The organism is Gemmatimonadota bacterium (assembly GCA_009838645.1).
GTDB lineage: Bacteria > JAAXHH01 > JAAXHH01 > JAAXHH01 > JAAXHH01 > JAAXHH01.
Genome location: VXRC01000035.1, coordinates 1 through 15,896 on the forward strand (window position 1 = coordinate 1; position 15,896 = coordinate 15,896).

The window sequence follows — 15,896 nt, forward strand, 5'->3', positions numbered from 1 at the left end:
AAGAGACCGCCCCCGGGGCCGCCCGCCCCACCCTCACCACCCGGATCGTCCGGAGCCCCTGGGTCGTCAGGAGCGACCGCGCCGCCCGGTCACGACTGCGCGTCGTGCGCGCTGCAGGAAAACCTGGTGCAGATGGGCGTTACACTGGACCGATGGGACTATGTCATCGCCCTGGCGGGGAACCCGAACGTGGGAAAGAGCACGGTCTTCAACGCCTTGACCGGACTGAAGCAGCATACGGGGAACTGGCCCGGGAAGACGGTGAACCGGGCCGAAGGCGGCTTCGAGTTCAACGGCAGCAGGTACAAGATGATCGACCTGCCCGGCACGTATTCCCTGCTGTCGGCGTCCATCGACGAGGAGATCGCCCGGGACTTCATCCTCTTCGGACGCCCCGACTGTACGTTGATCGTCGTCGACGCCACCATGCTCGAGCGCAATCTCAACCTCGTGCTCCAGGTGCTGGAGATCACGGAAAGAGCGGTGGTCTGCCTGAACCTGATGGACGAGGCCGCGCGCAAGGGGATCTCGGTGGATCACCGTTCGCTCTCCCGGGAACTGGGCGTGCCGGTCGTGCCCGTGTCGGCCCGGAAGAAGGAAGGACTGGGCCTTTTGATGCGCACGGTCGCCGACGTGATCCAGGGCGAGATCAAGAACGCGCCGCGGCGCATAACGGGCAACGACGAACTCGACCGGACGGTGGATTCAATCACGGGCATGCTTCAAGCATCCTATCCGGACCTGCCGAACCCCCGCTGGATCGCCTTCAGGCTGCTCGACGGCGACTACCGGGTGCGCCGGGCCCTGGAAACGGGCGAATTCAGCCGGATGGGCATCCAGGCCGGTGCAATGGACGGGAAATGAAATCATGAGCGAGACTTCGACAAAAACCACGGCCGGCGAGGACATTCTCGGACGGGTCGAGGAGTTGCAACGAGGCCTGGATGGATCGTACCGGGATGAAATCGTCGAGGCCATCTACCAGGATGCCGAGGCCATCACCCGGAAGGTGGTCCGCACCGACGAAACGGCCTCCTATCCCTGGGACCAGAAGCTGGACCGCATCGTGACCTCGAGGATCTGGGGCCTGCCGTTCATGGCCCTGCTCCTGGGTGTCGTCTTCTGGGTCACCATATCGGGCGCCAACGTGCCCTCCTCCATGTTGGCCGAAGGACTGTTCTGGCTGGGTGCGCGCGGCGTCGAGTTTTTCGATTGGTTGGGCATGCCCTGGTGGGTCACCGGGTTCATCTGGCACGGCGTATACCGGGGGCTGGCCTGGGTGATCGCCGTCATGCTGCCGCCCATGGCGATCTTCTTTCCCATATTCACCATACTGGAAGACCTGGGATACCTCCCCCGCGTGGCCTTCAACGTCGACGCCCTGTTCAAAAAGGCGGGCGCCCACGGCAAGCAGGCCCTCACCATGAGCATGGGACTGGGCTGCAACGCGGCCGGGGTCGTGGCCTGCCGTGTCATCGATTCGCCCCGGGAGCGGCTGATCGCCATCCTCACCAACAACTTCATGCCCTGCAACGGTCGGTGGCCCACGCTGATCATACTCGCGACCCTGTTCGTGGCGGCGGCCTTCCCGCCGGCCTTCGCGGCCATGGCCGCGGCGGGCTCCCTGGTCCTCATCGTCCTGATCGGCGCCGCGACGACCCTGCTGGTGTCGGCCGTACTGTCCCGGTCCTTCCTCAGGGGCGAAGCCAGCAGCTTCACGCTGGAACTCCCGCCCTACCGGCGTCCCAGCATCCTGCGCGTGCTCTACACCTCGCTGATCGACCGGACGATCTTCGTATTGTGGCGGGCGGTGGTCATGGCCGTGCCGGCGGGCGGCGTGATCTGGCTGCTGAGCAACATCCACGCCGGGGGACAGAGCCTGACGGTCTGGGTCTCGCAGTGGCTGGAACCCGTGGGACGGGCCATCGGTCTCGACGGCGTGATCCTGCTGGCCTACATCATCGCCATACCCGCCAACGAAATCGTGGTCCCGACCATCATCATGGCCTATACCGGCGCGGGCATGATGATCGAACTGGACACGATGGCGGAACTGCAGCATCTCCTGGTGAACCAGCAGGGATGGACGCTCCTCACCGCCGTCTGCCTGATGCTCTTCTCCCTGCTGCACAACCCCTGTTCGACCACCATGTGGACGGTCTACCGGGAAACCAGGAGCGTGAAGTGGACCGTGGTGAGCGGCCTCATGCCCCTGGCCATCGCCTTCCTCCTGCTCTTCATCGTCGCCCAGACCGCCTACTGGATCATGGGGCTGGCGGGATGGTGAGCAGGTAGCCTTTCTCCTTCAACACCGCTACGACGCGTGAAACGGAACGGTCCACCGGGTCGGTCTCGGACGCGACCTTCACCGCCGGGTCAAGCGGCCTTTCGTAGGGGTAGTCCACGCCGGCGAGATTGCGCAGCAGACCCCGGTCCGATTTGACGTAACAGCCCGTGGTATCGTGCTTCCGGCACCAGTCCAGCGATGCGTCGACGAAGACTTCTACGTACCGGTCGGCTCCGATCCGCTCGGCCACCTGGCGGCGACCTTCTTCGCTCGGCGAGATGAAGGAGGCGACGACGATGAGACCTGCGTCGTTGAGCACACGGGCGCACTCGGCCACGCGCCGCAGGTTCTCGGCCTGGTCTGCCGCCGAGAAGCCCAGGTCCCGGCTGAGCCCGCTGCGGACGACCGAACTGTCCAGCACCACCACCGAGTATCCCTCCTCGTACAGCGCCGCCTCGAGTCCGAAAGTGACGGCCGACTTGCCCGATCCCACCAGTCCCGTGATCCAGATCGTGCAGGGCTTCTGCCCATAACGCGCAATCCGCCGGTCCGGGTCCACCAGGCTGGACCGCTTCGACGTGGAGGCCCGGGGCTTGGAACCGGCGTCCACGTCCATGGGCACGCGGTCTTCCGGCAGCCGGTCGATGATCATGCCCGCAGCCACGGTATGGTTGGTCAGGTAGTCCACCAGGATGAAACTCCCGGTCAGCCGGTTGTTCTGGTACGCGTCGTGGAAGAGGGGCCGGTTCGAGGTCAGGGCCACGCGGCCGATATCGTTCAGCGTAAGACGTGAAACATCGACTTTGTGCAGCGTATCGACGTCGATCCGGTAGTCGACGTGATCGATGCTCACGCGTGCGGACTGCGTGGTCTGCTTGATCAGGTAGTGACGGGACGGCTCCATGGGCACCTCGCCCATCCAGACCATCATGGCTTCGAACCGTCGGTCCACGTGGGGCAGGTTCTTCGGATGGACGATCATGTCGCCCCGGCTTATGTCCACCTCGTCCTCCAGCTGCAGCGAAACGGACATGGGCGGATAGGCCTCATCGAGGTCGCCGTCGAAACTGGACACGGACTTCACCCGCGTCCGGTTCTGCCCGGGCAGGACCAGCACTTCATCCCCGGGCCGGACCACGCCGGACAGCACCGAACCCGCGTAGTACCGCGCGTTCTGATGAGGGCGGATGACGTACTGCACGGGGAAGCGCAGGTCCACCAGGTTGCGGTCGGTCAGGAACTGCACGTCCTCCAGGATATCCAGCACGGTCTGCCCGTGGTACCACGGCATGCGGCCGCTCTTCTCCACCACGTTGTCGCCGAGGAGGGCGCTTACCGGGACGAGCCGGATATCGCTCACGTTCAGCTTGGCGGCGTAGTCCAGGAAGACACGGCGGATGTCGTCGAAAACCGCTTCGCTGTAATCGACCATGTCCATCTTGTTCACGGCGACGACGAGGTGCTGGATGCCGAGCAGGGACGTGATGAAGGCGTGGCGGCGGGTCTGCGTCAGCACGCCGTTGCGCGCGTCGACGAGCACGATCGCCAGGTTGGCGCCGGACGCGCCGGTCGCCATGTTCCGCGTGTACTGTTCGTGGCCCGGGGTGTCGGCGATGATGAACTTCCGCTTCGGCGTCGAGAAATAGCGGTAGGCCACGTCGATGGTGATGCCCTGCTCCCGCTCGGCCTTGAGGCCGTCCAGCAACAGGGCCAGATCGGGCGCTTCGTCCTTGCGGGACAACTTCCTGAGGGAGGCGAGGTGGTCCTCGTAGATGTTCTTCGAGTCGGCCAGGAGCCTGCCGATCAGCGTGGACTTGCCGTCGTCCACGCTGCCCGCCGTACTGAAGCGCAGCAGTTCCTTTTCTTCGTTCTGGGTCAAAAAAGCCTGGATGTCGGTCATATCAAGTTGCGCTGCCGGTCGAAGAGCCGAACCGCCGTCTCAGCGGCCGAACCGCCGTCTCAGCGGCCGATCCGCCGCTTCGGTGGCCGGACCGCCGCTTCGGTGGCCAATCCGGCTTCAGAAATAGCCCTCCCGTTTCTTCAACTCCATCGACCCTTCCTGGTCGTGATCGATGATGCGTGTGGAACGTTCCGATATGCGCTCCACCATCATTTCCTCGATGATCTCTTCGACAGATGTCGCGGTGGATCTAACGGCTCCGGTGCAGGGCGAGCAACCCAGCGTGCGGAACCGGCATATCATGGCGCGGGGGGTCTCGCCGGGCAGCACGCGGGCCTGCCCCTCCACGGGGATCAGCTGCTCCCCCCGGACCACGACCTCGCGCTCCCGGGCAAAATAAAGGGGTACGACCGGGATGTTCTCCCGGTGGATGTACATCCAGACGTCCAGCTCGGTCCAGTTGGATAGGGGGAAGACCCGGATGGACTCCTCCTGGCCGATGCGGCAGTTGTACAGGTTCCACAGTTCGGGCCGCTGGTTCTTCGGATCCCACTGGCCGAAGCGGTCCCGGAAGGAGAAGAACCGTTCCTTGGCCCGCGATTTCTCCTCCTCGCGCCGGGCGCCGCCCAGCGCGGCGTCGAAGCGCCCTTCCCTGAGCCCGTCGAGCAGGGCCTGCGTCTTAAGCAGTCCGCAGCACCTTTGCGTGCCCAGGTCGTAGGGATTGGCGCCTTCGGCGATGGCTTCCTCGTTGCGGTGGACGATCAGGTCCGCCTCGTATTCCTCGGCCATGCGCCTTCGGAAGTCGTACATCTCCTCGAACTTGTACCCGGTGTCCACGTGCATGAGCGGGAAGGGCAGTTTCTGCGGATAGAAGGCCTTGCGCGCGAGGTGCAGCATGACCGAGGAATCCTTGCCGACCGAATACAGCATGACGGGCCGCTCGAATTCCGCGGCGACCTCGCGCATGACGTGGATGCTCTCGGCTTCGAGCTGCATCAGGTGTGAGATGGAATAACGAGGCATGAAAGGATCTACAGACAGGGTGCGATGTGGTCCATGACCATCTTCTCGGATTCCGCGGCCGTCAGCCGCGAGGTGTCGATGCGCAATTCCGGTGATTCCGGTGCTTCGTAGGGATCGTCAAGTCCGGTAAACCCGCTGATCTCGCCCCGCCTCGACCTGGCGTACAGTCCCTTTACGTCCCGGGACTCGCACACTGCCAGGGGCGTGGACAGGTGCACTTCGATGAAACGCACGCAGCGCTGCCGTACTTCCTCCCGGGCTTCCCGGTAAGGCGAAATGAGCGACACGATCGTGCAGATGCCGTTTCGCTCGAGGACCGATGCCAGGTAGCCGACGCGGGCGATGTGGGCCATGCGACCGGGTCTGTCGAACCCCGTGCCGGGAAAAACGGCCCGGATTTCATCTCCGTCCAGCCGTTCCGCCTTGATCCCGCCCTCAAGCAGGCGTCGGTGGATCCGGTCCGCGATCGTGCTCTTTCCCGATCCGGACAACCCGGTGAACCACAGGACAAAGGGTTTCTTCGCTTCGCGCGGTCTGTCCCCCACGCCTCGTCTCCCGCGTTGCCTCCGCCAGGTCGGCGGGCCGTCGATCAATCTGGGTCGCCTGGTCCACCTGGTTACCCCCATCTGTCGCCACCCAGTGCATTCCGTCTACGGCGCATACCATATAATGCAGCCGCGAACGAATTGCAACATATATATGAATTGGGCCGCAAGGGTTTATTTCGCGGGCTGTCCAACCATGAAATGCCTTGACGGAAACGGCGGATGTTCCGAGTTTCTTCTGTGTTCGACGTCCGTCCGGTTAGGCGCATGACAGGGATCGCCGCCATCGCCCGGCAGGAGGTTTTCTTGCGATCAGCCATGGCCATGCTCGTGTTTGTATTCGTCTCCGCGGCGCTGGTATCGAGTTGCGCCTCAGCGCCGAAGCCGCAGCATCCGTCCCTGGAAACCCCCGTACCCCTCCAGTGGACCGCCGCGCCGTCGGAAGGCGGTATCATCGATGAGCGCTGGTGGTCGGATTTCAGCGACTCCCGGCTGGACGGGCTCATCGACGAAGCCCTCTCCCGCAATTTCGAACTCAAGTCGGTCACCGGCCGAATGCAGGCCGCGCGGGCCCAGGCACGGATCGTAGGCGCCCCCCTGCTGCCCCAGGTCAGCCTGGATTTCAACCGTACCAGGACACGCCGGAATTTCATCGGATTCCCGATCCCCGGCGGGAACGGCGGTGTGCTGAAGACGACGTCGACGAACTACGGCGTATCGACGAATATCAACTGGGAGATCGACCTGTGGGGCCGGCTGAGCGATGACAAGGCGGCCGCGCTGGCGGATCTGCAGGGTACGCAGGCAGACCTCTATGGCGTCCGGTCGTCCGTGGCCGGTCAGACCGCCAAGGCGTGGTTCGCCGCCATAGAAGCCCGCCGCCAACTCGATCTGGCCCGGGCGACGAGAGATAATTTCAGCGAGGTGAACGAACGGATCGAGAACCGGTACGCGCGCGGACTCAGACCCGCCCTCGACCTCCGCCTTTCGCTGGCCAACGTGGCTGCGGCCGAGGCCGTCGTCCTCCAGCGGATGCAGGCCTTCGACGGCGTCGTCCGGCAGCTCGAGATCCTGCTCGGGAGGTATCCTTCGGCCGAACTCGCCATCGCTTCAGACCTACCCCCCGTACCCTCGACCGTGCCGGCCGGACTGCCCGCCGATCTCATCGCGCGCCGGCCGGACCTGATGCTGGCCGAGCGGCAACTCGCCGCGGCCGGCGCCCGTATCGGCGTAGCGAAGAAGGCGCGGTACCCGGCCATACGCCTGACCGGTTCGGGCGGGACGTCCACCGCCGCGCTGACCGACCTCCTCGATGGCGATTTTATCGTCTGGAGCCTCGTGTCCAGTCTGCTGCAACCGCTGTTCCAGGGTGGACGGCTCAGTGCGGGCGTGGACCTGGCGGAGGCCAACAGGGACCAGGTCCTGGCAAACTTCGCGGACCGGGCCCTGCGCGCCTACGGGGAGGTGGAAACCGCCCTGGCGGCGGACGGGCTTCTCCGGCGGCGCGAAGCCGCGCTCCTGGAAGCGACGACGCAGGCGGCGGCCGCCCGTGAACTGGCGGAATCGCGTTACCACGGCGGACTGAGCGACGTGATCACCATGCTGGACGCCCAGCGGCGGGCCTTCGATTCCGAGGGACAGTACCTGGCCGTGCGGCGTCAACGGCTGGACGCCCGGGTAGACCTCTACCTGGCGCTGGGCGGCGGATTCGAACGAATGGCAACGGAGACCGCCGATATAAAAGATATAGGTGATTTACAGGAGTAGAGGATGAACAAGTGGCTTAGAATATCCCTTCCGCTGGCCATTGTCGCGGGATCGGTGCTGATCATGGTCTTCCTGGTCCGTAGCCGGCCCGTGGTGGAAAGCAGGATGCCGGACGTCCCGCCTCCGCTGGTTCGCACGGCCGTCGCGACGCTGGACACGGTCCGGCTCACGGTACGGTCCCAGGGCGCGGTGATGCCCAGGACCGAGAGCGCGCTTTCGGCCGAGACGGACGGTCAGATCGTCTTCGTATCTCCTTCTTTCGTTCCCGGCGGGTTCTTCGAAAGAGACGAGTTGCTGGTGCGCCTCGACCCGCGCGACGCGGAACTGGCGGTCACGCGTGCCGCCGCGGATACGGCCCGGTTCGCCACCGCGCTGCAGATCGAGCAAGAGGAAGCCCGCCTCGCCGAGGACGAATGGCGCCGGCTGGGATCGGGCGCACCCATGCCGCTTGTCCTGAGAGAACCTCAACTGGCCCAGGCCCGGGCCAACCTGGAAGCGTCCGTCGCGGCGCTTCAGCAGGCGAAGCTCAACCTGGAACGAACGGAGATCCGCGCGCCGTACGCCGGCAGGGTAAGGAAGAAGAATGTGGACGTGGGCCAGTTCCTCCGGCGTGGCGAAGCGTTGGCGACCATCTACGCCATCAACTACGCCGAGATACGGCTGCCCATTCCCGATGAAGAACTGGCATTCTTCGACACGCCCATGCAGTTCCGCGGCGAGATGGCCCGCGCCGCGGGGCCCCCGGTCGTGATCAGCGCCGAATTCGCCGGCCGCCTGCACCGGTGGGACGGCACGGTGGTCCGCATGGAAGGCGAGATCGACCCCATGAGCCGGATGGTCTACGCGGTGGCCAGAATCCAGAATCCTTACGGACGGGGCGCGAATCCCGACCGGCCGCCCCTGGGCATCGGCATGTTCATCGAGGCCGAGATCCTGGGCAAGCGCTATCCCGATGTGGCGGTATTGCCCCGGACGGCCATGCATGGCGAGAACCGGATCGCCGTCATCGATGACGAAAACCGGCTTCGGTTTCGGCGCGTCGAGATCCTCAGGATAGCGTCCGACCAGGTTTACATCCAAAGCGGGATCGAGGCCGGCGAACGCGTCTGCCTGTCCGCTCTGGAAACCCAGGTGGACGGCATGGAAGTGCGGGTACTCGAATCGAGTTCGTCCGGAGCCGTCGTACAGGATGAGGAAGGCACGGGCAGATGAACTACGTACTGGCCTGGTTCGCACGGAACAACGTGGCGGCCAACCTGCTCATGATGACGATCATCGTGGGTGGACTGCTGATGATATCCCGGCTGAAGGTCGAGATCTTCCCCGAGTTCGAGACCGACATCGTCATCATCACGGTCCCCTACCTGGGCGCGGCGCCGGCCGAAGTGGAAGAAGCGGTATGCGTCCGGGTGGAAGAAGCCATTCAGGACCTGGACGGCATCAAGAAACTCAGTTCCACCGCTTCGGAGGGGGTCGGCAGGATCCAGGTCGAGGTGGATCCCGACGCCGACGCCCGCACGCTGCTCCATGATCTGAAGTCCCGCGTGGACGCCATCGACACCTTCCCGGAGGAAACGGAGAAACCGGTGATCCAGGAGATCATCTTCCGGCGCCAGGTCATCGACGTCGCCGTGGCCGGGCGGCTGGACGAACCGTCCATGAAGCGCCTGGCCGAAGAGATCCGGGAAGACCTGCTGGCCCAGCCGGAGATCAGCCATGTAAACCTGGCGAGCGTCCGTCCGTACGAGATATCGATCGAGGTTTCTGAAGCCGCGCTCCGCCGCTACGGCCTGACGTTCTCCGAGGTCGTCGGCGCCGTGCGGAATTCCTCGCTCGACCTGCCCGGCGGATCGGTGAAGACCCCCGGCGGCGAGATCCTGCTCCGATCGAAGGGACAGGCCCTGGTCGGAGCCGAATTCGACCGGATCGTGCTGCGGTCCCGCTCCGACGGCACGCGGCTTCTCCTCAGCCACGTGGCCCGGGTCGTCGACGGATTCGCGGAAACGGACGTCTTCTCCCGGTTCGACGGAAAACCGGCCGCCCTGGTGAAGGTCTTCCGCGTGGGCAACGAGAACATCCTCGACGTCTCCGGCGCCGTGCATCGGTACGTGGCCGCCAGGCAGGCGGAACTGCCGGACGGCGTCGAGTTGATCACCTGGCAGGACCAGTCCCGGCTCCTCGAAAGCCGGCTCGACCTGATGATCAGAAACGGCCAACTGGGTTTCCTGCTCGTATTCCTCTGCCTGGCCCTGTTCCTGCGCATCCGGCTGGCGTTCTGGGTCGCCCTGGGTATCGTCATCTGCTTTCTCGGCACTTTCTGGATGATGCCGCTGGTGGGCGCTTCCATCAACATGCTCTCGCTTTTCGCCTTCATCATGGTGCTCGGCATCGTGGTGGACGACGCCATCATCGCCGGGGAGAACATCTACGCGCACCAGGAAAAGGGGGTGGAGCCCGCGACGGCCGCGCGGATGGGCGTACAGGAGATCGCCAAGCCCATTACCTTCGCGGTCCTGACGACCATCGTCGCCTTTATGCCCATGTTCTTCGTGGACGGGCTCATGGGGAAATTCTTCGAGATTTTCCCCATCGTGATCATCCTCATGCTGCTTTTCTCCCTGATCGAGTCCCTGCTCATACTGCCCACTCACCTGCGCCACGGTCAACCGAAGAAGAAGGAAAGTCCGCTGCCCCGTACGTTCCTGCTGGTCAGGCCTTTCTACCTCGTACTCTTCTACGCCGACAAGTGGCTGTACGAACTGCAGGACAACGTTGCCCGGCATCTCCGGCGATTCGTGGACGGCGTCTACGTTCCCCTGTTGAAGAAGGCCCTCTCCTGGCGGTACCTCACCCTGTCCATTGGCGTCGGCGCGATCATCCTCACCACCGGGCTCGTGGCCGGCGGCATCCTACGTTTCGTGTTTTTTCCGACCGTGGAGAACGAATTCGTCTCGGCGCACCTTACCCTGGCCGAGGGTACGCCCGCCGAGGTCACCGACCGGTATATCGGGCTGATCGAGGAAAGCGCCGTACTGCTGCAGAGACAGGTCGGCGACGAAATCGCCCGTGACGACCCCGGGAGCGATACCGAGGTCATACGGAACATCATGGCGGCCATCGGCGAACAACCGAACGCCGCCCGGGCGCAGCAGAACGCGGGGGGCATAGTCGGGTCCGCCAGGTCCTCCCACATCGGTGAGGTTGTACTGGGCCTGTCCCCGTCGGAAACCCGGAACATCAGCGGCGAGGAAATCGTGAACCGCTGGCGGGAGCTCATCGGTCCGATTCCCGATGTGGTGGAACTCTCGTTCACCTCCTCCCTGTTCAATGCGGGCGAGGCGATCAACATCGAACTGTCCAGTCCCGATCCCGAAGCGCTGCTGCAGGCGACCGCCGAGTTGAAAGGCACGGTGGCGAATTACGACGGCGTCATGGACGTGGCGGACGATTTCAGGCCGGGTAAGCAGGAGATCAGGCTGAACGTAACGCCCGAAGGAGAGGCCCTCGGCATCACCATGGCGGGGCTGTCCCGGCAGGTCCGGCAAGCCTTCTTCGGTGAAGAAGCCCAGCGGATCCAGCGGGGCCGTGACGACGTCCGCGTGATGGTGCGTTATCCCGAATCGGAAAGGCGGTCCCTGGGCGACATGGAAAACATGCGCGTTCGGACGCCGACCGGCATCGAAGTGCCCTTCTCGCTCGCGGCGCGCGCGGAGATGGGAAGGGGCTATTCCAGCATACGGCGGACGGACCGTAAGCGCGTCATCACCGTCACCGCCGACGTGAACGACGCCGTCGCCAGTTCCAATGACATTCTCAGCGACCTCACGTCGTCGTACTTGCCGTCCCTGATGGCCAGGTACCCAGGCCTGACCTACACCCTGGAGGGACAACAGCGCAACCAGCAGGAGTCCATCGAAAGCCTGAGCTTCGGATTCCTGGTCGCCCTGCTCGTGATCTACGGACTGCTGGCCATCCCCTTCAAGTCCTACGTCCAGCCCATGATCATCATGAGCGTCATCCCCTTCGGCATCGTGGGGGCGGTCTTGGGCCATCTGATCATGGGATTCGCGATTTCGCTGCTCTCCCTCTTCGGCATCGTCGCGCTGTCCGGCGTCGTAGTGAACAACAGCCTGGTGCTGGTGGACTTCATCAACCGCGGGCGAGAACGCGCGGGGCCCGACGCGGACCTGCACGAGATCATCCGCAGTGCGGGGGTCGCCCGGTTCCGGCCCGTGCTGCTGACCTCGATCACGACCTTCGCCGGGCTGATTCCGATCCTGATGGAGAGGAGCCTCCAGGCACAGTTCCTCATCCCCATGGCCATATCCCTCGGATTCGGCGTGCTGTTCGCAACCGCCATCACGCTGATCCTGGTGCCCATCTGCTACTACATCCTCGAAGACGGGCTCGCCGTCCTGTCCAGCGTCCGGAACCGGTTGAGCGGACAGGTCCTGAAGTCGGGCGAAACGGCCGAATCGCCGGCTTCCTGACCGCCCGCCCTCATCGCCCGGGCCGACTCGTCCGGAACATACAAACTCCTTGCCCGTACCCGCGCATTTCCCCATCTTTCAAACAGGTGCGGCAACGCCGGAAGGACCCGGAACCGGGCACTTGCGGCGCATGGAATCCGTGACGGGTCAACGAACAGGGGAACGCCTTGCCCTTCCACGCTGATCTGCATCTCCACTCCCATTACTCGAGAGCGACCAGCAAGAACCTGAACCTGGAGCACCTGTACAAGTGGGCCCAGCTGAAGGGCATCCGCGTGGTGGGCACCGGGGATTTCGTTCACCCGGGCTGGATGGATGAGCTGGAGGAGAAACTGCAACCGGCCGAGGAGGGCCTGTTCCGGCTGAAGCCCGAGTTCGAGAGGACGATGGACGGCCAGGTGCCGGCCGCCTGCCGGGCGCCGGTTCGTTTCATGCTGACGGTCGAGATATCGAACATCTACAAGCGGCTCGGCCGCGTGCGGAAGGTGCATAACATCATCCTGGCGCCTGGATTCGAGGCCGCCAAGTCCCTGCAGGCCCGCCTCGGCGCCATCGGCAATATCCGATCGGACGGACGTCCCATCCTGGGACTGGACTCCCGGGACCTGCTGGAGATCACCCTCGAGACCGACCCGATGGCCTGCCTCATCCCCGCCCACGTCTGGACGCCATGGTTCTCGGCCCTGGGATCAAGGGGAGGATTCGACCGGATATCGGACTGTTACGGCGACCTCACGGAGCACATCTTCGCCGTCGAGACCGGCCTGTCGTCCGATCCGCTCATGAACTGGCGGCTGGAGCAGCTCGACCCCTACGTGCTCGTATCGAACTCCGACGCCCATTCGCCCGGAAAGCTGGGCCGGGAAACCACCCTGTTCGATACGTCCTGCGACTATCCCGCGATCTACAGCGCCCTGTCCGATCCTGAAGACGAGGGACTGACCGGGACGGTGGAGTTCTATCCCGAAGAGGGCAAGTACCACTATGACGGGCACAGGAAGTGCGAGAGAAGGATGCACCCGAGGGAAACGATCGACGGGAAGGGCCTGTGTCCGGATTGCGGCAAGCCCGTGACCGTGGGGGTTATGGCCCGCGTGGAAGCGCTTGCGGACCGTGAGGAGGGGAAGAAGCCCCCCCGCGCGCGCCACTTCTTCAGCGTGATACCCCTGCCCGAGATCATCGGCGAGGCGAAACAGGTCGGACCCGCTACCAAGACGGTGGATACGGTATACCAGGCAATAGTCTCGCGACTCGGCAGCGAACTCGACATCCTCCTGGACATACCGGAAGACGACATCGCACAGGTCGGCGGTACCCTGATCGCCGAGGGCATTCGCCGCATGCGCATCGGAGAGGTGGATATCCTTCCGGGGTATGACGGTGACTACGGGGTGATCAAGTTGTTCAACCCGGAGGACCGGCTTGGAGCCGACACGCAGATTGCCCTGCTGGAAGATCTTCCCGTGAAGGAGAAGAAGCGGGTTCGAGCGGATCCCGTGCCGGACGATACGCCGGAGATGGAGGAAGAAGATACGCCGGTGGTGGCCGAAACGTCCCCGGTTAGCACTAACGGGAAGGCCGAAGTCGAGGTTCCGGCGCCGACCGTTCCGAAGACTACGGCGTCTGCGGACCCGGCGGAAACCGGCCCGGACGGAGTGGGCCCGGTGGAAACGAATCCTGACGCGGCAAGTCCGGTGGAGGCGGACCCGGCGGAGACCGGCCCGGACGGAGCGGGCCCTTCCGTGGCCGTCCTGGAGGCGCTTGACGCTCCGGAAGACGCGACATCGATGAGCGGTCCACTCAATGAAGATCAGCAGAAGGCCGTAACGCACCGCGAGGGACACCTGCTCATCGTGGCGGGGCCCGGCACCGGAAAGACCCACACACTGACCCACCGCATGGCGTACCTGGCGCGTCACGAAACCACGCCCGGCCGCATGCTGGCCGTGACCTTCACCAACAAGGCCGCCGGAGAGCTGAAGGCGCGACTGGGCGCTCTGCTCGACGGACAGACCGGCACGGCCGCCATGGTCGGCACTTTCCACGGGATCTGTCTGGCCCTGATGCGCCAGTGGTCCCGCCATGCGAGCATCCCCTTCAGCCTGAGCGTGGCGACGCCCGACGACCAGGAGCGGCTGGCCCGCGCGCAGTGGCCGCTGGACAACGCCGTGCAGCTGAGAAGGCGGCTGGAGGAGGTCGCCCGATGGAAGGCGTCGGGCCGAAGCGGTGAAATCCCGGAAGCGGTGTCGGCGTACACCCGGCTTCTGCGCCGGCATGGGCTCCTTGATTTCGACGACGTCATTCTGGAAACCACCAAGCTCCTGAGGTCGGACGAGCGGTTCAGGCAGAATGTGCACGAGCGGTTCCACTACGTTCTCGTGGACGAGTACCAGGACATCAACCCGGCCCAGCACGACCTGCTGAAGATCCTGGTGGAAGGCGGCGCGCGGATGACCGCCATCGGCGATCCCAACCAGGCGATCTATGGTTTTCGCGGAGCGGACACCCGCTACTTCCACTCCTTCGAGGAAGATTTCCCAGGAGCTGAGGTTCGGTACCTCAGCGAGAACTACCGATCCGCGGCTAACTTGCTCGATGCCTCGTCCCAGGTCATGCGGGCTTCCGGCGCTTCCACGGCGCCGCCGCCGGTCGCCGCGCTCTATGTCCAGGGACGCCTGGTCATCCGGGAGACCCGTTCGGACCGGGCTGAAGCCGAATACGTCGTGCACCAGATCGAACGGATGGTGGGCGGCACCAGCCATTTCTCCCAGGACTCGGGGCGGCTGGAACACGGGGCGGACCCGGGCGAGGAGCGATCCTTCGGCGACATCGCCGTACTGTACCGCGTGAACAGTCAGCATACCGCCCTGGTGGAAGCCTTTGAACGCAGCGGAATACCGTACCGCGTAGCGGGGGATACGTCCCTTATCAACAGGCCGGGCGTGCAGGAGATCGTTACCCTGCTTCAACTGGGCGACGGACGGACCGTCACCACCGGCTCGGCGCTGCGGTGCCTGTCTTCGACGATCGACGGGCTGGGGGACCGGACCGTGGAACTCATCGAGGAACTCTGGAAAAAGCGCAACCAGATCACGATCGACCACGTGAGAGAACTGATGGATCATCCCCGCCTGCTCATGAAGCGATCCAGGAACGGCGTGGAAGCCCTGTTGAGTGACCTGAAGACGATCAATACCGACCTGGAGAAGCGGACGGCGGGCCACATATTGGAGAACCTGGCGCGCTCTTCCATCTGGGACAAGCTGAAGTGGCGTTATCCCAGGGCGGATGACAGCCTGCGCGAGCTCGCCCGGTACGCACGAATCGAAACGGAATTGCCGGTCATGCTCGACAAGCTGCTGCTCAGCCAGGAGTACGACGCTTTCGGCGAAGCGTCGGAGCATGTGAACCTCATGACCCTGCACGCGGCCAAGGGACTCGAATTCCCGGTCGTCTTCGTAGTGGGGTGTGAAGACGGTTTGGTGCCCCTGCAACACGGAGGCGAGGCGTCGAACGTGGACGAGGAGCGCCGCCTGTTCTACGTGGCCATGACCCGTGCGAAAGAACACCTTTACCTGGTTCGGTCCGGGAAGCGCATGCTGTTCGGCGAGGTGCGTGCCACCCGGCCGTCACCCTTCCTGACCGACATTGAAGAACAGTTGAAGCAGTACGACCGTCCGCAAGGTCCGCACAGACCGGACCGGCGGCGGAAAAAGGCTAAATCCAAACCGACCAACCAGTTGAGCCTGTTCGGCTAGAACGGTCCTCCGCGCAACCCGGAAGGGTCCGTTTATTGTGAAAGGAGATCCCCATGTTCAATGCGAAGCGCATCGTGCCGATCGCGATCATCACGGCACTGTTCGCCTTTACCATGTATACCGTGG

Annotated in this window: 9 protein-coding genes; 6 read left to right on the forward strand and 3 right to left on the reverse strand. The window is 64.2% G+C overall.

The window, feature by feature from the left end; all coding sequences use genetic code 11:
* The first annotated feature begins 132 nt into the window (after window positions 1-132).
* A complete protein-coding gene (locus F4Y38_09860; protein ID MXY49580.1) occupies window positions 133-864 on the forward strand; it encodes an iron transporter FeoB in 732 nt (243 codons plus the stop codon).
* Between the two features lie 4 nt (window positions 865-868).
* Entirely contained in the window at window positions 869-2,287 is a 1,419-nt protein-coding gene (locus tag F4Y38_09865; protein MXY49581.1) for a ferrous iron transporter B, read from the forward strand.
* Here the strand turns inward: F4Y38_09865 and cysN are convergent.
* The 3 genes from cysN to cysC all read right to left on the reverse strand — a co-directional run bounded on the left by cysN (window position 2,265) and on the right by cysC (window position 5,836).
* Window positions 2,265-4,187, reverse strand: a complete 1,923-nt coding sequence (cysN, locus tag F4Y38_09870) for a sulfate adenylyltransferase subunit CysN (protein ID MXY49582.1) — start codon at window positions 4,185-4,187, stop codon at window positions 2,265-2,267. The two genes, F4Y38_09865 and cysN, sit on opposite strands and share 23 nt — an antisense overlap.
* A 117-nt stretch (window positions 4,188-4,304) precedes the next feature.
* Window positions 4,305-5,210 carry a sulfate adenylyltransferase subunit CysD gene (gene cysD, locus F4Y38_09875; protein ID MXY49583.1) on the reverse strand — a complete coding sequence of 302 codons (906 nt, stop codon included), beginning with the start codon at window positions 5,208-5,210 and terminating at the stop codon, window positions 4,305-4,307.
* Window positions 5,211-5,218: 8 nt separating this feature from the next.
* Complete coding sequence (cysC, locus tag F4Y38_09880) at window positions 5,219-5,836, reverse strand: adenylyl-sulfate kinase (protein MXY49584.1); 618 nt, start codon at window positions 5,834-5,836, stop codon at window positions 5,219-5,221.
* Window positions 5,837-5,977: 141 nt separating this feature from the next.
* On the opposite strand from cysC, the gene F4Y38_09885 reads away from it, so the two are divergent.
* From F4Y38_09885 to F4Y38_09900, 4 genes are all read left to right on the forward strand, one after another.
* Entirely contained in the window at window positions 5,978-7,522 is a 1,545-nt protein-coding gene (locus tag F4Y38_09885) for a TolC family protein (GenBank protein MXY49585.1), read from the forward strand.
* A gap of 3 nt (window positions 7,523-7,525) precedes the next feature.
* Window positions 7,526-8,734 carry an efflux RND transporter periplasmic adaptor subunit gene (locus F4Y38_09890; protein ID MXY49586.1) on the forward strand — a complete coding sequence of 403 codons (1,209 nt, stop codon included), beginning with the start codon at window positions 7,526-7,528 and terminating at the stop codon, window positions 8,732-8,734.
* On the forward strand, window positions 8,731-12,012 hold the full coding sequence (locus F4Y38_09895; protein ID MXY49587.1) for an efflux RND transporter permease subunit: 3,282 nt from the start codon (window positions 8,731-8,733) through the stop codon (window positions 12,010-12,012). Before F4Y38_09890 ends, F4Y38_09895 begins: the two co-directional genes overlap by 4 nt.
* A 167-nt stretch (window positions 12,013-12,179) precedes the next feature.
* Window positions 12,180-15,770 carry an AAA family ATPase gene (locus tag F4Y38_09900; protein ID MXY49588.1) on the forward strand — a complete coding sequence of 1,197 codons (3,591 nt, stop codon included), beginning with the start codon at window positions 12,180-12,182 and terminating at the stop codon, window positions 15,768-15,770.
* Window positions 15,771-15,896: the final 126 nt, after the last annotated feature.